We start from the raw sequence: 21,986 nt of genomic DNA, 5'->3' as shown, positions 1-21,986 counted from the left end.
CGTGTCGCCTCAGGCCACGCGTGATAGCTTGGGCGCCTCGGCTTCGATGAAGGCGCCGTGCAGCGCCTTGATCACCGGTTTCAGGGCCTCGCGTTCGAGGATGAACTGAACGTCCACGTTGCGCGGCCCCTGGCTCGCGCCGATCGCTTCGAGCCCCACGCCGGCGATTGCCTGAAGCCCGCGCGTGAGCACCGAAAGCCCGTTCAGATCGCGCCCGATCACCGAGGCCATCGACAGCGTGCGCGCCGAGATTTCAGCCGCCGGGTAGAGGCGGGCGAGGTCTTTTTCGACGCGGCGCATCGTCTTCAGCGAGGTGTCGAGGTAATGCGTGATCGTGTTGGCGTTGGAAACCTTCGCCACGATCCGCACGTCGTGCCGGGTGAGCACGTCGAGGATTGCGGCGTCGTAGCCCTTCACCCCGACCATGTCCTGTTCGAACACCTCGAGTGCCACGATGTCTAGCCCGGTCACGATCTCGACCGCCGCCTCGTCGGCGGGCCGATCGTCGATCAGCGTGCCCGGATCGTTCGGCTCGAAAGCGTTGGTGATGCGCAGCGGCACATCGGCCTGGCGCAGCGTCTTGGCGGCCTTCGGGTGGATCGCCTCCATCCCCATGTTCGAAAGCTGGTCGGCCACGTCGTAGTTGGTCCGGCCAAGCTTGCGCACCGCGTCCGCGCCCACCAGATTCGGGTCGGCCGAAGACAGGTGGAATTCCTTGTGGATGATCGCCTCGCGCGCGCCGGTCATGGCGGCAAGCCGCGAGAAGGTCACCTCGGAATAGCCCCGGTCATACTCGCCCATGAGCCCTTCGGCGCACTGGGCGTAGCCGGTCACGATCGGCATTTCGCGCGAGGGATCGACGCCTTCCATCGCGCCGGCGATCCGCTCTTCGAGGCTCACGTCGCCCTCGTCGCGCCAGCCCGAGAGATCGACGAAGCGGGCGTTCACACCGGCCCGTTGAAGCATGAGCGTGGTGGTGAAGGCCGAATGCGCCTCGCCCAGCCCCGAGAGCAGCTCGCGGGTTTGCCCCATGTGCTCGGAGAGCCGGAAGTGGCCGTAGGAGCACAGCCGCTGCAGGTCGATCAGGCAGTTGCGCGCGCCGAGCACGCGGTCATGCACGAAGGCGTCGGCGCGCTCGATGTCGGCGGCGTTGTCGAGCACCGCGCGATGCGCCTCCATCATCGCCTCGGCCACCTGGTTGAGCTGGTCGTGCCAGCCGTGGTCGGTATCGTCGTTGGCGAACGAGGCGTAGACGCCGGGCTTGCCCGATTTCTTGTGTTCGAGCAGCAGGTTGGTGATGCCGCCGAAGGCGGAGACGACGAAGACCCGACCGTAGAGGTCCTCGCCCTCGCGCCCGCCGATGAACAGCGTATCGCGCAGTTCGTTGACGCGGCTCATGGAGGTGCCGCCGATTTTCTCAACAGTATGGGTCATGTCTCAGGCCAGTTCTTCTGCCGGGGCATAGGAGCCGTCTTCGCGGTGCACTTCGGTGCCGGTAACGGGCGGGTTGAACACGCAGGCCATCACCAGTTCCTCCTCGGCGCGCAGCGTATGGCGGTCGTGCTCGTTGAGCGCATACATCACGCCGGGATGGATCTCGTGGGTTTCGCCGGTGGCATGGTCGGTGATCGAGCCCTTGCCCTTCATGCAATAGACGCTTTCGAAGTGGTTCTTGTATTCGAACACGTGCTCCGAGCCGGTATCGAGGAAGGTGAGGTGGAACGAAAAGCCCATCTTGTCGTCGGCGAGCAGCATCCGCACGCTCGTCCAGTTCGCGTCCGAGACCACGCGGTCCTTTTCGTTCTCGATGATCTTGTTGAAATCACGCACGATCATGTCTGTTACTCCGCTGCCAGTTTGGCCCGCGCCGTCACCGCATCGCGGGTGGCGTCGAGAAGAATGTTGAAACCCTTGCGGAAGGTGTCCGCCGGGGTGGTGAGGGGGGCGAGTACCTTGACCACCTGGTCTTCATTGCCCGAAGTCTCGATCACGAGCCCCTTGTCATAGGCGCGGGCACAGATATCGCCCGCCAGCTCGCCCGATCCCACGTCGACGCCCTGCATCAGGCCACGGCCCTTGAGCCGGGCGCCGTCCACCAGAGCAGCCACCTGCTCGAGCGAGCGGGTGATCTGCGCCGCCTTTTCGGCCAGCTCACGCTGGAAGGCGTCATCCGACCAGAACTTCTCGATCGCGACACGGGCGGTGACGAAGGCATGGGTGTTGCCCCGGAAGGTGCCGTTGTGCTCGGCGGGGCCGAACACGTCATGTTCCGGCCGCACCAGCACCAGGGCCAGCGGCAGGCCGAAGCCGGAGATCGACTTCGCCATGGTCACGATGTCGGGCATCACGCCCATCTCCTCGAAGGAGAAGAAGGTGCCGGTGCGGCCGACACCGGCCTGGATGTCGTCGATGATCAGGAGCGCGCCGTGCTTCCTGGCGATCTCGGCGATGCGCTTGACCCACTCGGGGGAAGCGGCGTTGAGCCCGCCTTCGCCCTGCACGGTTTCGAACATGATCGCGGCCGGCGCGTCGATCCCGCCGGAAGCGTCCGACAGCATCTGGTCAAGCAGCGCCGCCGAATCCACGCCGTCGGCGTAGGCGTCGAACGGCATCCGCGTCACGCCGGACTTGTCCATCCCGGCACCGCCACGGTGATAGCCGTTGCCGGTGGCGGCGAGCGCGCCCATGGTCACGCCGTGAAAGCCGTTGGTGAAGGCGATCACGTTGGTGCGGCCGGTCACCTTGCGGGCGATCTTCATCGCCGCCTCGACGGCGTTGGCGCCGGTCGGGCCGGTGAACATCACGCGGTGATCCATGTCGCGCGGGGCGAGGATGTGCTCCTCGAAGGCGCGCAGGAAGGCGCCCTTGGTATCGGTGTGCAGATCGAGCCCGTGGGCGATGCCGTCCGACGAGATGTGCTCGATCAGCGCCGTCTTCATGTCGGGGTCGTTGTGGCCGTAGTTCAGCGAGGAACAGCCGGCCAGGAAGTCGATCCAGCTGCGCCCCTCGGCGTCGGTGATATTCGAGCCGCTTGCCGAGGCGAACATGGCGGGCATGCTGCGGCAATATGAGCGGGCTTCGCTCTCGCGGCGTTCAAAAATGTCACGTGTTTCAGTCATGTCCTTGGGCATGAGGAAGCTCCTTTCGGGAGAAATCGGATAAATAGGGAATCAGGCCGCGCGGCGCAGCTCGACCACGTCGGGCAGAGTGATCGTCACCATGTGTTCGGTGTCGTGGTGCCCGTCGAAGTGCACGTCGCGCTCGAAGTGCGGCTCGTCGTCGAGCTTGCCGCCGATTGCGCGCGCAAAGCTCTTGAACAGGCCCCAGGAGGCGTCGTTGTCTTCGGTGATCGTGGTCTTGAGGTGCGTGGCGCCGTCGCAGGCGTCGCGCTCGACGAGGTCGAGCAGCATCAGCTTGCCGAGGCCGAGGCCACGCGCCTTTTCGCTCACCGCTACCTGCCAGACGAACAGCTCGTCCTTCGAGGGGATCATGTGGCCGGAAATCCAGCCGACGATCTCGCCATCAAGCTCCGCCACGACACAGGTGTCGCGGAAGTGGTCGGCCTGAACGAGGTTGCAATACATGGAGTTCTCGTCGAGCGGTTTGCAGCTCTTGATCAGCTCCCAGATGGCGGCCCCGTCCGTCGCAAGCGGTTTGCGCAGGCGGGGCGCACGCGTTCGGGGGGTATCAATGTCTTTCGGCATGGGTCTAGGCCCTCTCATGATTGCTTTGAGCAGCTAAGTAACCCATCCAGCCGCAAAATTCAACAAGGTAAGCAAACTTTATGTATTTCCGGCGGAAACTGGAGGATTTCATTTTTTCCTTTAGGAATAGTCCTTAGATCATCAAAACACACCCGTATCAATATGGTTAGGAAGACTAAGGACTTGGCATTATTGTTCAGGGATTGAAGGTTTTGCCATGTTCATGACACTATGACCGCCATGACCGAGGGGCCGATCGACCGCACCGATGAAAGCCTGATCGCGCTGAGGCGAATCCTCCGCGCGACCGAGCTCTATTCGCGCGACCTGGCCCAGGCGGCGGGGCTCACCCCGGCGCAGCTTCGCGTGCTGCAGATCGTCGACCAGAAGGGCGGGGCCACGCCCAAGGTGCTGGCCACCCAGATGGGCGTGAGCCAGGCCACAGTGACGGCGCTGGTCGACAAGCTCGTGCGGCGCGACATGGTGCACCGCCGCCCGTCGCAGACCGACCGGCGCCAGACCAATATCGAGGTGACCGCCACGGGCCGCGAGACCCTCGACCGCGCCCCGGATGCACTCCAGCAACGCTACGTGCGCGAGTTTGAAAAACTCGCCGACTGGGAGCAGGCCCAGCTGGTTTCCTCGCTCGAACGGGTCGCGGCGATGCTCGACGCGCACCGGATCGACGCCTCGCCGGTATTGACCACGGGCGATATCCAGGGCGCGCGGAAGGCCGGGCAGGGCGGCGTTCCGCAATAATCCGGACCGCTGAAAAAAACCTCGCGGACGGGTAAGAACCGGCGCCAAACTTGTTCGAGGTCAAATCGCCGGTCTTGAATGTGTGGTCTAAGCCGGGGCGACAATCGCTGAACAGGCTCCCGGCAGATGGCTGACATTTCCTCCTCGCGCGCCGCGCCGCGTGCCGCTGCGATCAAGCTTTTCGCCACGCTTTTCGTGTTCTGGCTGCTGCTGAACGGCAATGCCGCGCCCGGCACGCTGGCGGTCGGGGTGGTGGTGGCCGGGGCGATCGTGCTGCTGTTTCCGTCCAGTCTCTCGGTGCTGTCGGGGCACCGCCTCACCGCCGAGGCGCTCGTCGCGGCGCTGCGCTTCGTCGGGCTTTTCCTGCGCGAACTGGTGCGCGCCAACATCGCCATGGCCGCGCTCGTGCTGAACCCGCGCCTGCCGGTGGCGCCGGCTCTGGTGAAGGTGCGCACAAGGCTTACCGACCCGGTGGCGCGGCTGCTGCTGGCCAATGCCATCAGCCTCACGCCCGGCACGCTCACCGTCGAGATCGCGGGCGAATGGCTCTACGTCCACTGGGTTGTCGCGCCGACGACCGATGCGGACGAGGCCACCCGCGCCATCGTCTCCGGCTTTGAACGTCACCTGGAGGTCATGTATGGCTGATCCCTTCCTCATCGCGGCCGCCGCGCTGGTGGCGCTGGCGCTGGGCCTCGCGCTCGCCCGCTTCCTGCGCGGGCCGCGCGCGCTCGACCGGGTGGTGGCGTTCGACGCGCTCACCATCGTTTCGGTCGCGGCCATCGCGCTCGCCGGGCTGGTCACGGGCCGGGAAATCTACCTCGACGTGGCGCTGGTCTATGCGCTCTTGTCGTTTCTCGGCGTGATCGTGGCGGCGCGCTACCTTGAGGGGGGCGAGCAATGAGTGCGGTGCTGGACATGATCGGCGGGCTGCTGATGGTGGGGGGTGCCGCCTTCCTCGCGCTGGGTGGGCTGGGCCTTGTGCGCATGCCCGATACCTGGACGCGCATTCAGGCCGGCACCAAGGCCACCACGCTCGGCACCCTGCTCACGCTCGCGGGCATAGCCCTGATCGAGCCGGGCTGGGCGCTGAAACTCGCGCTGATCGTGCTGTTCCTGATGTTCACCAACCCGCTGTCGAGTCAGGTGCTTGCCCGCGCCGCGCATCGCGCCGGGCTGAAGCCTGCGCCACAAACCCGCGCCGACGCGCTCGCCGATGACGAGGGGAGGGCGGCCGAATGACGCTTCCGCTGCTCGCCACAACCGGCTTCGCCGCCGCCATGCTGATCGCCGCGCTGGTGGCGCTCGTCACCCGCAGCACCGCCGTTGCGGTGCTTTCGGCTGGGCTGGTGAGCCTGTTCGCCTCGGTGCTCTTCCTGTTCCTCGCCGCGCCCGACGTGGCGATGACCGAGGCCGCCATCGGCTCGGGGCTGACCACCTTCCTGTTCTTCTTCGTGCTGGGCCGGATCCGGCGGGAGGGCCGCGATGAGCAATAGGTTTTCCATCCGTCACGCCGCCGTGCTCGGGCTGCTCGCGCTCCTCGGCCTCGCCTTCTGGACCCTGCTCGCGGGCTACGTGCCCGACACCGAGCTCAACCGCACCGCCGCCTACTACGCCGAGAACACCGCGCGCGAGACCGGCGCGCAGAACATCGTCACCGCGATCATCGTCACCTACCGGGGGCTTGATACGCTGGGCGAGGTGACCGTGCTGTTCCTCACCGCCGCCATCGTGGCGCTGGTGCTGGGCCAGTCGAAGGCGCCGCGGGGCGGCACCGGCTCGGGCTTCCTGCCCTCGGGCGAATTGCTCGCTACCGGCACGCGGATGCTCCTGCCGATCATCCTTCTGTTCGGCGCCTACGTGGCCGTCAACGGCCACCTGACCCCCGGCGGCGGCTTCCAGGGCGGGGCGATCCTGGCTTCGGGCATGTTGCTCTTGCTGCTGGCCGATCCGGCCCGGCGTTTCAGCCATCGGATCATCGCCCGCGTCGAGAGCGTGTCCGGCCTTGCCTATGTCGCCATCGGTGTGCTCGGCGTGGCGCTTGCGGGCGGCTTTCTCGACAACCGCATCCTGCCGCTGGGGCAATTCGGCGCGCTCCTCTCGGCCGGTGCGATCCCGCTGATTTACGCGCTCGTCGGCCTCAAGGTGGGCGCCGAGTTCAGCTCGATGCTCGAAAGCCTCGAAGAGACGGAGGATTCCTGATGCATCTCGTCGCCATGGCCGCCGGTTTCGCGCTGATCCTTCTCGGGCTCTACGGCGCACTCACCCATCGCAACATCCTGCGCATGATCGTGGGCTTCACGCTCGCCAATACCGGGGTGCACGTGGTGCTGGTGTCGGTCGGCTACATGCCCGGCCGTGCCGCGCCGATCCTCGACGGCGCCGTGCCGGTGGGTGAGGCCGCTGCCCGGATCATCGACCCGGTGCCGCAGGCGCTCGTGCTCACCGCCATCGTCATCGGCCTCGGGATTACCGCGCTGATGCTGGCCTATGCCTACCGGCTGTTCCGCGCCCGCGGCAGCCTCGACATCGCCGATTACACGGAGCTGAAATGGTAAGCGCCATCTTCATCATCGCCGCCGGACTCGGCGCGGGCTTCCTCATCGGGCTTCTGCGCGAAGAGCAGAAGGGCGCGGCCTTCGCCGTGGCGCTGGCCGCACTCGGCTTCATGGCCTGGGTTTCGGTCTCGTGGTTCATCGCGCTCGCCAGCGGCACGGCGCAGGCGCATGACATCATCACCGCCGGAACCCAGCCGCCGTTCGCGATCAACCTGCGCATGGGGTTGGCGGAAGCCGGGCTCTTGTCGGTCATCACCCTCACCGGGCTGGCCTCGCTGATCTACATGGCGCCCGCGCTCCACGCGCTCGGGCGGCGGGCCTTCGCGGTGCTGGTGATCCTGGTGATGGCGCTTTCGGGCCTCGTGCTCACCCGCGACATCTTCAACCTCTTCGTGTTTTTCGAGCTGATCGTGATCGCCACCGGCGGCCTCGTGCTGCTCTCGGACGACAAGCGCGCGGTGGCGGCGGGGTTCAAATACCTCGTGGTGAGCCAGATCGTCGGCATCCTGCTGTTGATCGGCATAATCTTCACCTACCACGCGGGTGGCTCGCTCAACATCGACGATATCGCCGCCCAGCCGATGGCCTTCACCGGCGCGGGGCTGGCGCTGTTCCTGCTGCTGATCGCGCTGATCGTCGAGTTGAAGCCTTTCCCCGCGAATGGCTGGGCGCTCGACATCTACGAATCGGCGCACCCGGGCTTTTCGGCGCTGTTCTCGGCGGCCTCCGCCACAGCCGCGCTCTATGCCGCCGACAAGCTCTTCGCCGCCGCCGGGCCGGACTGGCTGCCGCTGGCCACCGTGCTGGGCCTCGTGAGCTTCCTCGGGGCCAACCTGCTCGGCCTCGCGCAGCGCAACGACCGCCGCCTGCTGGGGTACTCCTCGATCGGCCAGATCGGCCTTGTGCTCGTGGTGGTGGGGCAACGCGATATTCTCGGTGACGCCTATCTCTACGTCGCGGGCGGCATCCTGTTCACCCATGCCGTCGCCAAGGCGGGGCTCTACTGGATCTCGGGCCTTGTGCCCGGGCGCGACCTGGCCGACTGGGCGGTGCTGCGCGCCAACCCGGTGCTGCTTTTCGCCTTCGCCGCCTTCATCGCCATGCTGCTCGGCCTGCCGCCCTTTGCGGGCTTCTACGCCAAGTGGGATCTCGCCCATGCGCTCACGGGGGCCGACCGGCTGCCGGTGCTGGGCCTCGTGCTGCTCGGCGCGCTGATCGAGGCGGGCTATCTGTTCCGCTGGTTCGGCTTCGCGCTCAAGCGGCCCAACCCGGTGGCCTTCCCCGGCTTCTCCACCACCGGCTTCGCGGTGGTGCTGGTGGCGCTCGCGGGTGGCTGGGGGCTTGGCTTTGCCTGGGGTGCGGGCTCGGTGCATGGCAACCTTCTGCTTGCCGCCCCGCTGATCTTCGCGCTCGCCTTCCTGCTGCTCGAACCGCTCCCGGCCTGGGCCAAGAACATCCTCGCCATCGCCGGGCTTCTCGGCTGGGTGGCCCTGCGCGCCCCGGAATACGACCCGCTGCACCTCGTCTTCGCCCTCGTGATGCTGGCGGGCGGCGCGGTGATCCTGCTCGCCTCCTTCACTGCCAAGGGCGAGCGCCTCGGCTTCTACCCGTCGGCGATGGTGATGTATGCCGGCCTCGCCCTGTTGATCGACGCGCAAACCTCGTTTCAATTCTTCGCCGCATGGGAACTTCTCACCATCGGCTCCTACTTCCTGATCCTGCGCGGGCGGGAGAGCGAGCCGCACGCGCTGTCCTACATCCTGTTCTCGCTGGGGGGCGCCTTCGCCATCCTCGCGGGCTTCGCGCTGGCCTCTGGCGGCCTCCAGCCATTTGCGCTGGAAAACCTCGCCGCCATCGCCGAGGCCGGGCTGCCGGTCGCCCCCTGGGTCTTCGTTCTGCTCGCCTTGGGCTTCCTGACAAAGACCGCCTCGGTGGGCTTCCACATCTGGCTGCCCGGTGCCCATGCCGAGGCGGAAACGGATGTGTCGCCGATGGTGTCGGGCATCCTGCTCAAGGCTGGGCTGTTCGGGCTTTGGATCCTGCTCATGCACATGGGGGCGCAAAGGCTCTGGGGCGTTGATCTGACCTATCTTCTGGTCTGGATCGGCGCGCTCTCGGCCTTCCTCGGCGCGGTGCTCGCGATCTTCCAGGAAGACGCCAAGCGCCTCTTGGCCTATTCCTCGATTTCCCAGATGGGCTACGCGCTCTTCGGGCTCGCGCTGATGAACCACCTTGGCTGGCTGCTGGCGCTGATGTTCGTCATCAACCACTACGTCTACAAATCCATGCTGTTCCTCGCGGTCGGTGGCGTCTACCACCGCACCGGCACGAAGCTGATGTACAAGATGGGCGGGCTGATCACGCTGATGCCCTTCACCTTCGTGAGCGTGCTTGTCGGCATCATCGCGATGTCGGGTGTGCCGCCGCTTTCGGGCTTCGGCGGGCGCTGGGTGTTCTACAACGCGATCATGTCGTCAGAGATGCGCCTGCCGGTGGTGCTGATCTTCATGTCCGGCCCGATCGCCTTTCTCTACCTGTTCCGGCTGATCCACACGATCTTCCTCGGCCAGCCCAAGGACGAGCACCGCAAGCTGCGCGAGGCGCCGTTTTGGCTCCTCGTGCCGCAGATGATCTTCGTCGCCTTCCTGATCGGCTTCGCCGTCCTGCCCGGCATGGTGCTGCGCAAGGTCGACGCCTATATCGGCGGCCATTTCGGGGACGAGGCGCTAGCCTGGTCGGGCCGCACCATCACCAGCCAGTTCGGCTACTGGAACCCGGTGGCGATCATGCTGGTGATCGGCGCGATCTTCGTCATCGTGCTGGCGCTCCTGCTGATGATGAACCGCAACGCCCAGAAGGTGAAACAGTTCAACATCGTGTTCTCCGCCGAACGCCCGTTCAAGCCGCAGACCACCCATTTCGCCTGGAACTTCTTCGCCCCCTACCGCAAGGCGCTGGGCTTCCTCGAAGCCCCGCATGTCACCCGGTTCTGGGGCGGGATCACCGACAGCTTGCACGCCACCGCCGATTTCACCCGCCGGATCTACACCGGCAACGGCCAGACCTACGCGGCGCAGGTGCTCGTCTTCGTCGTCGCCGTCTACCTCGTCGTGCTGGGAGGGGTGTCATGAGCTTTGAATGGATCCAGCTGGCCTACGCCGCGCTCACCGTCTTCATCGTCATCAACTACGGGCTGATCATGACGGCGGTGGTGCAGAAGATCGGCGCGCGGGTGGGCGGGCGCTACGGCATCCCGGTCTGGCAGAACTACATCGACCTCGTGAAGAATATCGCCCTGCGTTCGAAGATTTCGCACGGCGTGATGTTCTACCTCGGCCCGGTGTTCCGGCTCACCGGCGGCATCGGCCTTCTGCTCTTCGTGCCGACAATCTACGGCTCGGTGATGCACCAGAACTTCGCCTTCGCGGGCGATCTGATCCTCGCGCTCTACTTCGTCTTCTTCGGCACGCTCGGCATGGCGCTGGGGGCCGGGGAGAGCGGCCACCCGCACGCCGCCATCGGGGTGTCGCGCGGGCTGGCGCAAGTGACCGCCGCCGAATTGCCGCTGGCGCTCGCCGTCTTCGCGATCTCGCTGCAATACCAGACGCTCAGCATCACCGAGATCGTCGCCGCCCAGCAGGGCGGGATCTTCAACTGGACGCTGTTCACCAACCCGATCGCCACCCTTGCCGCGATGTTCGCCCTCGTCGGCACGATGATGCGCGCGCCCTTCGACGTGGTGGTTGCGCCACAGGAGATTCCGATCGGCCCGCCGACCGAATACCACTCGGCCTACCTCGCGCTGATGCAGACCAACCGGGTGCTGTTCCCGGTGGCGAAAACCGTGATCTACATGAACCTGTTCTTCGGCGGCGCCTCGAACTGGGCCGAATTCGCCGTGAAGGTCTTCGCGATCTACATGGTCTCGGTGCTGGTGGGCGTGGTGCATCCGCGCTTCCGCGTCGAGCAGAGCATCCGCTTTTTCCTCAAATGGGGCCTGCCTGTGGGCATCCTCGCAATCCTCGTGGTGTAACGCATGAAAGATATCGACAAGAGCTTCCGCAAGGACACCGAGACGGAGTTTCCGCTGCGCGAAGAGCTGCGCCCGCGCTCGGTCACCGCGCCCGACGGGCAGGTGATCGAGATCGACCCGCTGCAGGATTACTTCTGCCAGGAGCCGCCGAAGGTTCACAAGCAGAGCTACTTCAAGATCGTCGAGGATTTCTACAACTGGGCGCGGGCGCATTCTTTATGGATCCTCGGCTTCGGCACCGGCTGCGGCGCGATCGAGATGCGGCCCTTGATGACGCCGCGCTTCGATGCCTACCGCTACGGCATCCAGTGGCGCCCAACGCCGCGCCAGGCCAACCTCCTCGTGATCTCGGGCTACCTCTCCGTGAAAACCCTCAAGCGCGCAATCCGCGCCTATGAGCAGATGCCAAGCCCCAAATACGTCGTCGGCCTCGGCTCGTGCACGATCAACGGCGGGATGTATTGGGACAGCTACAACACGATCAAGCGGCTCGACGACTACCTCCCCGTCGATCTCTACATCGCCGGTTGCATGCCCCGCCCCGAGGCGCTGCTCGCGGGGTTCATGGACCTCAAGAAACTGATCCGAAAGGGCAAGGCGGAAGGGGCGAACAAATACGCCGAGAACTTCGACTGGTACAAGGCAAACCAGAAGTCCGTGATCAAGGACTGGGACATGCCGGATTACAACTGGTGACATGATGCGCGATCTTCACGACCACCTCAAAACCCGCTACCGCCTTGGCGATCTCGCCGAGCGGCGGGGCAATCTCGCCTTCGTCGATGTCGAGCGCGCCGACCTGCGGGCGCTTCTGGTCGAACTGCGCGACGTGCACGGCTTCACCCACCTCTCCTTGCTCACGGCGGTGGACTGGATCGAGGAGGGCCGCTTCCAGCTCACCTACCTGATGAACAACCGCGCCGCCAACCGCACCTTGGGCCTGCGCGTTTTTCTCGACCGCGCCGATCCGGTGGGCGACACGATCCACGATCTCTGGCCGACGGCCGCCACCTACCAGCGGGAGTTGCGCGAGATGTTCGGGATCGCCTTCCCCGGCAGCCCGCGGGTGGACGAGGAATTCATCCTCGAAGGCTGGACCGACATGCCGCCCTACCGGCGCGACTTCGACACGCTGGCTTACAGCCAGCAAACCTTCTCCGACCGCGAGGGCCGCGAAACCCACGATCCACGCAGCCACATGGCGAAAAAACTCTACCCGGAGGGCCAGCGATGATCCGTTTCGAGCCCGACCGCAGCCAATATCCCCAACCCGGCGACGACGGGAAAATCGAGATCGACCTCGAGACGGGGAAATACCTCAAGCTCTGGCACGGTCCCAACCACCCCGGCATCACCGGCAACATGAGCGTGGAACTCACGCTCTGCGGCGACGAGGTGGTGGAGGGCAAGACCCACGTGGGCTACCTGCACCGGGGCTTCGAGAAGCTGATGGAGCGGCGCACCTTCATCCAGGTCTTTCCCATCGTCTGCCGGGTCTGCGTGCCCGAGCCCGATTTCAACGAATGGTGCTATGCGCAGGCCGTCGAGGAACTCGCCGGGATCGAAGCGCCCGAGATGGCGCAGTGGATCCGCACGCTCATTCTCGAGATGGGGCGGTTCAACTCCTACATGATGGCGATGGGCGGCATCGGCGGCGCGCTGGGCATGGGGGTGATCGGGCAATGGATGACCTACGTGCGCGATCTCATGCTCGACCGGTTCGAGGAGATGACCGGCGCGCGCATCTACCACATGTTCATTCTCCCCGGCGGCGTACGCGGCCACCTGCCAGAGGGCTTTTCTGAACGGATGGAGGAGGTGCTGCAGACGGCCGAGCGCTACCTTGCTGATGTCGACAAGGCGATGTTCACGAATGCTGTCTTCAAGGCCCGCACGAAGGGTGTTGGCGTCATTGATCCTGCACTTTTCGAACCTTACGGCGTGACCGGCCCCAATGCGCGGGCGGGCGGCGTGGCCAAGGACTTGCGCAAGGACGCGCCCTATCTGGTCTACGACCAGCTCGAGTTCGAGGTGGTGACGGAAACCGCATCCGACATCTGGGCGCGCGCCAGGGTGCGGCGGCGCGATATCGACGTGTCGATCGCGCTCATCCGCCAGATCCTCGCGAAGATGCCGAAGGAAGGCCCGGTGATGGCGAAGCTGCCCAACGTGCTGCACTGGAAAATCCCGCGCGGCGAAACCTACGTGGCGGGCGAAAGTTCGCGCGGCGAATACGGCTACTACCTCGTGACCGACGGCTCGGGCTATCCGCGCCGCGTCAACGTACGCGGGCCGTCCTACACCCACGCCATGGCGCTGCTCGAACACCTGATCCCCGGCACCAACATCGCGGATGTGGCGGCACTGATGGTTTCGCTCCACACCTATCCGCCCGAGATCGAGAGGTAACGCCATGGGAAGCTTGCGCGACGTTCTCTCCCCCTTCACCGCGTGGAAACACGTGATCGAAACCCCGGTGACGATCAGGAACCCGATCGGCCGCGAAGCCGCCGACGGCTACCGCGGCTTCCACCAGAACGACATCGAAAAATGCATCGGCTGCGGCTCTTGCGAAGTGATCTGCCAGAACGCCGCGATCGACATGGTGCCGGTGTCGGACCCGGTGGACGGCGACAGCGGGCTGAGGCCGAAGATCGACTACGGGCGCTGCTGCTGGTGCGCGCTCTGCGTCGACGTCTGCATGACCGGCTCGCTCACCATGTCGAACGAATACACCTGGGTGGATACCGACCCCGACGCTTTCCGCTTCATCCCCGGCGTCGATCCAAAGCCCTGGGACGATCTGGAGAAGGGCTACCGGCGCGAGGGCGGGCGGGTGCTTACCGGCGCCGAACGGGTGGAGATGGGCGAATTGGCCCCCGAAGCGCGCATCGACAATTTCGACGAGATCGTGGCCGGATACACCCGCGAACAGGCGATGATCGAGGCCGACCGCTGCGTCGAATGCGGACTCTGCGTGGCGACTTGCCCCGCGCATATGGACATTCCCGACTACATCGCCGCGATCCGCGAGGGCGATTACGATCTGGGCCTGCAGATCCTCTACGAGACCAACCCGTTTTCCGAGGTCTGCGGCCGGGTCTGCACCCACAAGTGCGAAACCGCCTGCGCCGCCCGCCACGAGGGTGATCCGATCGCCATCCGCTGGCTCAAGCGCCACATCGTCGACAACGTGAGCGAGGACCGGCGGCTGGAGATCGTCGGAACCCCGCAGACGCTGCCCACCCGGCGCAAGGTGGCGATCGTCGGCGCCGGGCCCGCGGGGCTCACGGCGGCTTACGATCTTGCCCGGCAAGGCCACGCCGTCACCGTCTACGAGGCGCAGGACAAGCCCGGCGGGATGATGCGCTTCGGCATCCCCGAGTATCGCCTGCCCTACGCGGCGCTGGACCGCGATATCGCGGTGATCGCGGCGCAGGGGGTGAAGATCGAAACCGGCGTGCGGATCGGGCACGAGATCACGATGGACAGGCTCAGGGCCGAGAACGACGCCGTGGTGCTCTCCATCGGCCTGCATATCGGCCGCTCCACCCGTATTCCCGGCACCGAGGGCGGGGGCGTGGAAACAGCCATCGACCTTTTGCGCCGGATCACCGCCGGGGAAGAGGTGCCGGTGCCGAAACAGGTGCTGGTGATCGGTGGCGGCAACGTGGCGATGGATATCGCCCGCTCGATGGCGCGGCTGCAGAAGGTCAAGCACGGGGCGGTCGGCGTCACCGTCACCGCGCTGGAAGATTTCGCCCATTTCCTCGCCGACCGCGAGGAGATCGAGGAAAGCCTCGAGGAGGGCGTCGAGATTATCGACGCACGCGGGCCGCAGGAGGTGGTGCGGTTCAAGTCCGGCAATCGCAAGGGCGAGGTCAAGGGGTTGCGCAGCTGGGCGGTGACCTCGATTTTCGACGACAAGGGCCGCTTCGCGCCGCAATACGATCAGGGCGACGAGCGGCTGCACCCGGCCGAGATGGTGGTGGAAGCCATCGGGCAGGCGGCGGACGTTTCGATCCTCGGAGAGGATCTCACCGAGGCGCTGGACTGGAACCGGGGCCGCCTCGCGGTGGACGTGGCCGGGCGCACCTCCGAACCGTGGCTCTGGGCCGCGGGCGACGCGGTGCACGGGCCCGACGTGATCACCGCCGTGGCCGATGGCCACCGGGTCGCCGCGTCGGTTGGCGCGATGCTGATGGCGATGGGGGAGGTGGCCCGATGAAAACCGAGAAGCTTTCGCAGATGGCCACCGCCGAGGAGGTGATCGAAGCCGTCGCCGAGTTCAGCCGCGAGGCGCACAGCTTCTACACCGATCTCGTGCCGAAGGTGACGAAAGACATCCGCTACCTCGTGGAAGACCTCGCCCGTGCCGAGCTGGCGCATGTGCGGATGCTGTCGGACCTGATGAAATCGCCTGACATGCGCGATCACCTCAAGGACGCGATCCGTCGCCCCGAGGCGGACCGGCGGTTTTCCGACGCGGTGCAGGCCCCGGAACTGGGCGACAAGCCCGACGACCAGCAGGTGCTGCAATACGCGCTGGCGCGCGAGCAGGTCGCGCTCGAGGAATTCAGCGAACTTGCGGCCAATACGCCGCCGGGACTGTTGCACGAGGTGTTCAGCTTTCTCGCCAACGAGGAAACCCGGCAGAAGGCCGATCTCGAGGCGCTGTATTACGAGATCGTGCATTCCGGCGGGGTTTGAGCCGGAGGGCCGCACTCCTGAACCCGGTCTCCGGACGCCGGTGTTCCTGACGAAAGATACCGCCATCGCGGGTAATCTTCGCACGAAGGTGTAATCTGCGGGGTTGGAACGGTGGCGCTGGCCCTTATTATTGAATGGAGCGGCTTGATTCCCGTCCGTCGGGCTGGTCGTGCATGCCTGTTCGCGTGGCTGCGCCCGAAGGCGGCAGCGCCGGGTGGGCTACGCGCCTGGGCGAAACGCGCGGGCACGACAAGCGGTTTGGAATTCGGAGTTCGACATGCAGTTTGCAGATTCGCGGTGGCTTGCAAAGATGGTCGCCGCGGGTGCTTGCGCGACGGTGCTCTCGGCGGCCGCGACGGCGCAGGACGCGCCCACCGCCGACCCTGCGACGCTGAAGGCACAATGGGAGCGCTACACCGCCGACGCGGTTGCCAACCCGGTCGAACTCGCCCCGATGCGCGTCACCGAGCAAGCCACCGCTGCCGATGGCGCCACCCTGCGGCTGGTTTCGCTCCACCCCGGGGTCAACCGCTGGCACCTCGTGGAACGGGTTGCCCCCGAGGGCCGGGCGCAAAGCTGGCACCTCGAGAACGCCGACGCCGCGACATGGACGCTCTCGCTCACCAAAGGCGACGATCCGGCGCTCCTGATCTCGGGCAGGGGCGAAGCCTCGCAATGCCGCCCCTGGGCCGGGGAGACGTCCGAACTCGCCACCGCCGCGGGCAGCGGCCTGCCCTATGCGCCGGTGTGTGGCGGCAAGCTTTTCCTGCGCAACAAGGTGGCCGGCTCGCGCACGAACCGTGAGGCGGTGTCGGATTTCCTGCGCAAGAACGTGGTGTTTGGCGACAAGCTGGTGAACCTGATCAAGGGTGCCTTTTTCGAAGACGCCTTTCTCGAAACCGCCGCCCTTGGCGACGGAAGCGGCGACAACGGCGACGTCGTCGCCGCACTGGGACAGGCCCGGCTCGACCGCCGCCCGAACATGCGCACGGCCATGGGCCTGCCCGTCACCGGCGCGCCCGACGGCATGGAGGCGGGCAGCTGGTATGCCGTCGAGGGGCAGGAGGGCATTTTTGCCTCGGTGATGCAGCCCGGCCTGATCGCGCAGGAGATCCTTGCCGAGCGCAATGGCGCCAACTGGCTCGATGGTGTCGAGCGCAACGCCGATGTCTACCTTGCCGCCTTCGATCTGGGCCGCTTCGAGATCGGCTATGAACTGGGCACCGACCATCCCGGGCTGGAATGGTCGTCGCGCCCCTCGCGGCGTGGGGCTGAGTGGAACATGGCCGGCCCCGACGGCTTTTCCCGCGCCGACCCGCTGGTGCGCAACGGCATGTTGAACCCCGCGCTGCTGCCCCGCGTGGCGGGGGCCATCGCCGGCGGCTTCAAACGCGATCACGGCGCCTTCCGGTTCGGCGATTACGCCGGGTTCAACCGGGGCCACCATTACGGCTTCATCTCCAACGGCGTCACCTTCTCGCGGCTGATCGAAAACCTCTCCACGCTCTACATCACCACCGACGGTGAGATCGGCATGAAGCTCTGGCAGGAGGCCGACAACGAGATGATCCCGCGCCTTGCCTTTGCGCGCCAGAACGGCGTGCCGCTGGTGCAGCGCGATCCCGAAACCGGGGCCTCGGTGCCGGGCGACCGGGTGACGAGCTGGGGCGGCGGCAACTGGTCGGGGTCGGCCGAGGCGCAGTTGCGCACCCTTCGGGCCGGCGCCTGCCTGCGCGAGGCGGGCGGGCGGCAATTCCTGATCTATGCCTATTTTTCCTCCGTCACCCCCTCGGCGATGGCGCGCACCTTCCAGGCCTATGACTGCGACCATGCCATGCTGCTCGACATGAACTCGCCGGAACTGACCTATATGGCGGTCTACCGCCAGAACGCCGCCGGCGATGGCCTCGAGGCCGACCACCTCTCGCGCCTGATGGCCGAGAGTGACCCCTGGGCCGGGGGCGTGCGGGTGCCCCGTTTCGTGACCTTCTCCGACAACCGCGATTTCATTTACCTGCTGCGAAAGGAATGAGGCGATGCGCAAACTGATGACGGCGATCGGGCTCGCGACGAGCCTTGCCCTGGCGGTGCCCGCCCAGGGGGCGACGCTGGCCGAGAACAACGAGAAGATGTTCGCCCAGATGCAGAAGTATCGCGGCGTGACCGCCGGCCAGATCAAGCGCATCCGCGAGATCTTCCAGGCGTCGGGGATGATGGGGCAGGGCAACCCGGCGATCACGCGCCACCCGATGACGCCCGAACAGGCGCAGGCGAAGCTGCCGCGGGATGCCTACAGCTACTACCGCAACGCGCGCTTCGAGCGGATCTGCGGCCGCCCCTACATGGCCCCGCTCTATGATCCGGCCACCGAGCGGCCGGAAGACGCCAAGGTCTGCGTCGACATGTTCGAATACCCCAACGTGCCGCTGGCCTACCCGGTGACATGGGTGCGTGCCTCGGAGGCCGCGCGGCTCTGCGCGGCGGAGGGCAAGCGCATCGGCGACGCGCATGAATGGGAGGGCGCGGCGGCGGGCGCGCTGCTCGAACCCGACTACCGCTTCGATCTCGGCTCGCATGGTGCGATGCGGTCGTGGCACAACGCCAAGTGGGGCCAGCAGAAAACCTGGACCTACGGCCCGCAATGGCAGCGCGGCATCTGCGCCCAGGGCAGTTCCAAGTCATCCAGCTGCGACGGCGGAAGCTGGTCGGGCTGCGGCACCAACACCTACCCGGTGGGCGCCTTCCCGAACTGCAAGAGCGCGCTCGGGGTCTACGATCTCGAGGGCAACGCCGCGGAGCACATGAACCTGCCGCTGGCGCCCGACCAGATGGCCTCGCGCGGCTCCACCAAGCTGGGCGTGACCGAGATGAAGGGCTCGTGGTTCATCTGGGACAGCGTGCGCGCGCACGAGGAATGGGCGCGGTGGCGCGCACCCTATTGGCACGGCAGCCGCGTGCTCTCGCCCTCGTCGCACCGCAACTACCACCTCGGCTTTCGCTGCTTCGCGGACGTGAAGTAGCGCGGGCGGCGCGCCTTCGTCCGGGAAGGGGCGAAGGCGCTGCGCAGAACCGGCCGTGTGGCGCAGACCTCTCCGCCGCGCGGCCAAAATCCGCGGCGGATTTCGTTTCGTTTTCCGCTGCGGAAAACGCCCCCGGCCCCATGGCTCCCGGCAGTTTCCTCAGCGCGAGGCGATACGGATGACCGGGCCGGGCAGGGGCCCTTCCTCGTTGAGCAGCCAGGCGTAGCGGCCCGAGGCGAGCAGGTCGTCGAGGTTCACCGCCTTGCCGTTGAGATAGGCGGTCTTGCTCACCAGGCGGATGCCGTGGCTGTAGTCGGCGTAATTGGCGCCGTGCACCGTGCTCACCGGCTGGATCGGGCTGCCCGAGTTGCGGTGCCAGCCGTAGATCGCCACCCGTCCGGGCGCATTCGCCATCCGGCTGGCCATCACCACGTCTTTCTTCTGCCCCGCCACGAGGCCGCCGCGCCCGCGCAACTGGCCTTCGATCGTGGCGTTGTGGCGCAGGAAATAGTCGGTCGACGACATCTGCGGCCCCGGTGTCATCGGCGCGGGCGAAAGGCGTACGCTGGCCTGGGAATAGATCGCATCGACCATGCGCGGCGTTGGCAGCGTCATTCCGAACCGGTTGGCGATGCTGGCGGCGGCGGGCAGGCCGAGCGGCACGCGCACGTAGTCGCTGTCCGACCCGAGGGCGAGATAGTCGGGGGTGACGCAGACGACGATTTCCGCCTCGGCGCCGCGCGCATCGGTGCCCCGGAAGGCCACCGGCTGGAGATCGCGCAGGAAGCCCGGCATGTTGCCGCGGGCAAGCTCGTTGATGATCTGCTGGTCGCGGCCGCTGCCCGAAGCGCCGAGGCTGGCGAAGAAGGGCTGGGCGGAGGGCGCGTTGCCGCTGCGCTTCGGGATCGAGCGGGCGAGGGCGGGGCCACAGGTGCCGCCGCTGGAGAACAGGCCGCCGCTGGCGCGGCGCGGCGCCGGCGCGACGGCTGTGTCGGGGACGGTCGCCGCGGCGAGCTGCCGTGTTTCGGCCTGCGCCGGGCGCGGCCGGGGACGCAGCGCCGGGATCGCTTCCACCGGGGCGGGCGTGGCCGCCGCGAGCACCAGCGCATCGGGGCGTGGGCGCGGGCGGATCGGGGCGATGTCGGGTGCGGCGCGGGGCGGTGTGAGCGCGGCCAGGGTTTCGGGCCGAGGTTCGGGCCGCAACGACGGTGTTGCCGCGATGGCGGCGCTGTCGCGCACCGCCGCGTCTGCCGCGGCGCGGGCGGCGAAGGTGGCCGGGGTGGTGTCCGCCTCCGGCGCGGGCAGGGCGATATCCGGCTGGCTCTTGGTGGCCACGACGAGCGCGTCCATGTCAGCCGGGGCCGGGGCGGCGCGAAGCCGGCGTGCCGTGTTTTCGGCGCGCTCCGTCGGGGTCAGGTTGCTCGCCACGGCCGCGGCGGCGTCCGGAGCCGGCAGGGCCTGGGGCGCCGGGGCGCGAGCGACGCGGGAAAGGTCGGGGTCCGCCGGGGCAATGTTGGCCGGGGCGCGCGCGGCGATGGCGGCGGGGGCAACGGCGGCTCCCGGGGCGGGAGGCTGCGGAAACAACGCGCTCACCAGCACATAGCTGGCGGCCGCCGACACGACCGTGCCTGCCACGGCACCGCCAGCGAACACGACTGCACGTTTGAGAAGCTTCGGCGCGGCGGCGAGGTTGCGCCGCGGGGAGAGGGGAAAATTCATCATGCGAGGGCAGCTACCGAGTCATCCTTAAGATCACAATAACCAAGTCCCCGCGTTTGGGGGAGTCCCGGAGATGTGGGCGGTTATCCGCCACTTGCGCGGCGGGAACCGGCCAAACCACGCCAATCGGACGCGGAAATTCTGGTTCAGGCGATGATCGCCGCGACGAAGAGCGCCGCCGTCACCAGCCCCGTCACCTGGCTCGTCCGGTCGGTGAGGGCGAACACCACAGGATCCTGATCGACCAGCCCGCGGTATGCGAGCAGCACGATCCGGCTGACCCAGAACAGCAGCACGAGGCAGATCCCCCACAGGATCTGCGGCATGCCATATTGGCCGCGCACGTCAGGCGAATCGATGTAGAGCGCCAGCACCAGCACCGCGAGAAAGCCAGACGATGTGGCGATCATCGCCACCACCGGGCGGTCTTCGGCCACGTAGGCGCGCCCCGCCACCTTGCGCTGCGCGCCGTTCTGCTCGTGGTCGACGAGTTCGGCCACCCGCTTCACCGCCGCCAGCGAGAGGAACAGGAAGATCGAAAAACTCAGAAGCCACATCGAGGGAATGATCCCGGTGGCGGCCGCACCGGCGATGATGCGCAGGGTGTAGAGCACCGCGAGCACGAGAACATCGGCCGCGAGCGTGCCTTTCAGGCGCAGCGAGTAGGCGGTGGTGGTGAGGGCGTATAGCGCCATCACAGCGAAGAGCGCCGGGCCGGAGAGTGCCGCCAGCGCGAGCCCGGCGGCGAAAAGCCCCGGCGCCATCCATGTGCCCACCCTCAGCGGCAGCCGCCCGGAGGCGAAGGGCCGGTTGCGCTTGCTCTCGTGGCGGCGGTCGGCGGGCAGATCGATCAGGTCGTTGACGAGGTAGACCGCCGAGGCGATCAGCCCGAAGCTGACGAAGGCCACGAGGCTCCAGCCGAAGGTGAGAGCGTCGAAGCGGTGGGCAACGACGAGCGGCAGGAAGACCAGCAGGTTCTTGACCCATTGGTGCGGGCGCATGGCGCGCAGCAGGTCGGCGGCGCGGGTCTGGCCGGCGGGGGTGGGCTTGCGCGCGCCATGCCCACCCTCGGCGCCGTCGAAACAGCCGAGTTCCCGCGCCACCGCCTCGGCCAGCGCCGCCGGCCCGGAGGTGACAAGCACCACGCGCCGGCCCTCGGCCCGCGCCGCCTCGCAGCGATCCAAGGTCGGTCGGTGGTAGGGCAGGTGGGCGATGTCGAGCAGATCGGCCGCCTGGTCGAGGCCGCGGCGGGACAGGGCGCGCGCCCAGTCTTGCCGCATCGCGCTCCAGAAGATTTCCGCCGACAGGTTGCCGCGCAGGAGATCGGCGTCGAGGTCGACGATGAGCGGAGTATCGTCCTGGCCGGTTTCCGGTTCCTGCGCCGCTGCCTTGTTCATGCCTGCCGTGCCCCGTCTTGCTTCTGCCTCGGACGGAATCGTGGCATGCCCTCCGGTTGAGGGCAAACCTTTTGTGATTGCGGGCA

General features: G+C 66.8%; 22 protein-coding genes. 16 read left to right on the top strand and 6 right to left on the bottom strand.

What is annotated here, in order from left to right:
• Positions 1-9: 9 nt before the first annotated feature.
• From IEW01_RS16475 to ectA, 4 genes are read right to left on the bottom strand one after another with little or no spacing between them, the layout of a single operon-like run.
• On the bottom strand, positions 10-1,434 hold the full coding sequence (locus tag IEW01_RS16475; RefSeq protein WP_188529860.1) for an aspartate kinase: 1,425 nt from the start codon (positions 1,432-1,434) through the stop codon (positions 10-12).
• A 3-nt stretch (positions 1,435-1,437) separates the two neighbouring features.
• Positions 1,438-1,836 (bottom strand): ectoine synthase, encoded by a 399-nt coding sequence (locus tag IEW01_RS16470; RefSeq protein ID WP_188529858.1) that lies wholly within the window; start codon positions 1,834-1,836, stop codon positions 1,438-1,440.
• A gap of 5 nt (positions 1,837-1,841) precedes the next feature.
• Positions 1,842-3,131 (bottom strand): diaminobutyrate--2-oxoglutarate transaminase, encoded by a 1,290-nt coding sequence (gene ectB / locus IEW01_RS16465; protein ID WP_188529856.1) that lies wholly within the window; start codon positions 3,129-3,131, stop codon positions 1,842-1,844.
• A 39-nt stretch (positions 3,132-3,170) separates the two neighbouring features.
• Entirely contained in the window at positions 3,171-3,704 is a 534-nt protein-coding gene (ectA, locus tag IEW01_RS16460) for a diaminobutyrate acetyltransferase (protein WP_188529854.1), read from the bottom strand.
• A 240-nt stretch (positions 3,705-3,944) separates the two neighbouring features.
• Between ectA and IEW01_RS16455 the strand changes: the two genes are divergently transcribed.
• The 16 genes from IEW01_RS16455 (at position 3,945) to IEW01_RS16380 (ending at position 18,784) form a co-directional block, all read left to right on the top strand.
• The gene (locus IEW01_RS16455; RefSeq protein WP_188530268.1) at positions 3,945-4,463 is read left to right on the top strand and encodes a MarR family winged helix-turn-helix transcriptional regulator; all 519 of its coding nucleotides are present in this window, start codon (positions 3,945-3,947) and stop codon (positions 4,461-4,463) included.
• Positions 4,464-4,589: 126 nt separating this feature from the next.
• Positions 4,590-5,111 carry a Na+/H+ antiporter subunit E gene (locus IEW01_RS16450; protein WP_188529852.1) on the top strand — a complete coding sequence of 174 codons (522 nt, stop codon included), beginning with the start codon at positions 4,590-4,592 and terminating at the stop codon, positions 5,109-5,111.
• Positions 5,104-5,367, top strand: a complete 264-nt coding sequence (locus tag IEW01_RS16445) for an MrpF/PhaF family protein (protein ID WP_188529850.1) — start codon at positions 5,104-5,106, stop codon at positions 5,365-5,367. The genes IEW01_RS16450 and IEW01_RS16445 overlap by 8 nt, the downstream gene beginning before the upstream one ends.
• A complete protein-coding gene (gene mnhG, locus IEW01_RS16440) occupies positions 5,364-5,705 on the top strand; it encodes a monovalent cation/H(+) antiporter subunit G (protein ID WP_188529841.1) in 342 nt (113 codons plus the stop codon). The genes IEW01_RS16445 and mnhG overlap by 4 nt, the downstream gene beginning before the upstream one ends.
• Complete coding sequence (locus IEW01_RS16435; protein WP_188529838.1) at positions 5,702-5,959, top strand: hydrogenase subunit MbhD domain-containing protein; 258 nt, start codon at positions 5,702-5,704, stop codon at positions 5,957-5,959. Before mnhG ends, IEW01_RS16435 begins: the two co-directional genes overlap by 4 nt.
• Entirely contained in the window at positions 5,949-6,665 is a 717-nt protein-coding gene (gene mbhE / locus IEW01_RS16430; RefSeq protein WP_188529836.1) for a hydrogen gas-evolving membrane-bound hydrogenase subunit E, read from the top strand. Before IEW01_RS16435 ends, mbhE begins: the two co-directional genes overlap by 11 nt.
• A complete protein-coding gene (locus IEW01_RS16425; protein ID WP_188529833.1) occupies positions 6,665-7,021 on the top strand; it encodes a sodium:proton antiporter in 357 nt (118 codons plus the stop codon). The genes mbhE and IEW01_RS16425 overlap by 1 nt, the downstream gene beginning before the upstream one ends.
• On the top strand, positions 7,015-10,152 hold the full coding sequence (locus IEW01_RS16420) for a proton-conducting transporter transmembrane domain-containing protein (RefSeq protein ID WP_188529831.1): 3,138 nt from the start codon (positions 7,015-7,017) through the stop codon (positions 10,150-10,152). The genes IEW01_RS16425 and IEW01_RS16420 overlap by 7 nt, the downstream gene beginning before the upstream one ends.
• Positions 10,149-11,054, top strand: coding sequence for a respiratory chain complex I subunit 1 family protein (locus IEW01_RS16415; protein WP_188529829.1), 906 nt, complete (start codon positions 10,149-10,151; stop codon positions 11,052-11,054). The genes IEW01_RS16420 and IEW01_RS16415 overlap by 4 nt, the downstream gene beginning before the upstream one ends.
• 3 nt (positions 11,055-11,057) lie before the next feature.
• A complete protein-coding gene (locus tag IEW01_RS16410; protein ID WP_229738322.1) occupies positions 11,058-11,750 on the top strand; it encodes a NuoB/complex I 20 kDa subunit family protein in 693 nt (230 codons plus the stop codon).
• A gap of 4 nt (positions 11,751-11,754) precedes the next feature.
• Entirely contained in the window at positions 11,755-12,288 is a 534-nt protein-coding gene (locus tag IEW01_RS16405; protein ID WP_229738321.1) for an NADH-quinone oxidoreductase subunit C, read from the top strand.
• A complete protein-coding gene (locus IEW01_RS16400) occupies positions 12,285-13,463 on the top strand; it encodes an NADH-quinone oxidoreductase subunit D (protein WP_188529824.1) in 1,179 nt (392 codons plus the stop codon). The genes IEW01_RS16405 and IEW01_RS16400 overlap by 4 nt, the downstream gene beginning before the upstream one ends.
• Before the next feature lie 4 nt (positions 13,464-13,467).
• Positions 13,468-15,282, top strand: coding sequence for an FAD-dependent oxidoreductase (locus IEW01_RS16395; protein WP_188529822.1), 1,815 nt, complete (start codon positions 13,468-13,470; stop codon positions 15,280-15,282).
• A complete protein-coding gene (locus tag IEW01_RS16390) occupies positions 15,279-15,764 on the top strand; it encodes a ferritin family protein (RefSeq protein ID WP_188529820.1) in 486 nt (161 codons plus the stop codon). The genes IEW01_RS16395 and IEW01_RS16390 overlap by 4 nt, the downstream gene beginning before the upstream one ends.
• 277 nt (positions 15,765-16,041) lie before the next feature.
• Positions 16,042-17,796, top strand: coding sequence for a hypothetical protein (locus tag IEW01_RS16385; RefSeq protein ID WP_229738320.1), 1,755 nt, complete (start codon positions 16,042-16,044; stop codon positions 17,794-17,796).
• A 4-nt stretch (positions 17,797-17,800) separates the two neighbouring features.
• A complete protein-coding gene (locus tag IEW01_RS16380) occupies positions 17,801-18,784 on the top strand; it encodes an SUMF1/EgtB/PvdO family nonheme iron enzyme (protein ID WP_188529817.1) in 984 nt (327 codons plus the stop codon).
• A gap of 159 nt (positions 18,785-18,943) precedes the next feature.
• Here IEW01_RS16380 and IEW01_RS16375 read toward each other — a convergent pair whose 3' ends face one another.
• Together IEW01_RS16375 and IEW01_RS16370 are read right to left on the bottom strand one after the other, a co-directional pair.
• Positions 18,944-20,506: a hypothetical protein gene (locus tag IEW01_RS16375; protein WP_188529815.1), complete on the bottom strand. Its 1,563-nt coding sequence runs from the start codon at positions 20,504-20,506 to the stop codon at positions 18,944-18,946.
• 143 nt (positions 20,507-20,649) lie between these two features.
• Complete coding sequence (locus IEW01_RS16370) at positions 20,650-21,900, bottom strand: UbiA family prenyltransferase (protein ID WP_188529813.1); 1,251 nt, start codon at positions 21,898-21,900, stop codon at positions 20,650-20,652.
• Between the last annotated feature and the right edge of the window lie 86 nt (positions 21,901-21,986).

The organism is Sinisalibacter lacisalsi, assembly GCF_014640115.1.
Lineage (GTDB): Bacteria > Pseudomonadota > Alphaproteobacteria > Rhodobacterales > Rhodobacteraceae > Sinisalibacter > Sinisalibacter lacisalsi.
The sequence above is the reverse complement of the archived record's forward strand: the minus strand, read 5'-3'. Positions and strand labels throughout refer to the sequence as shown.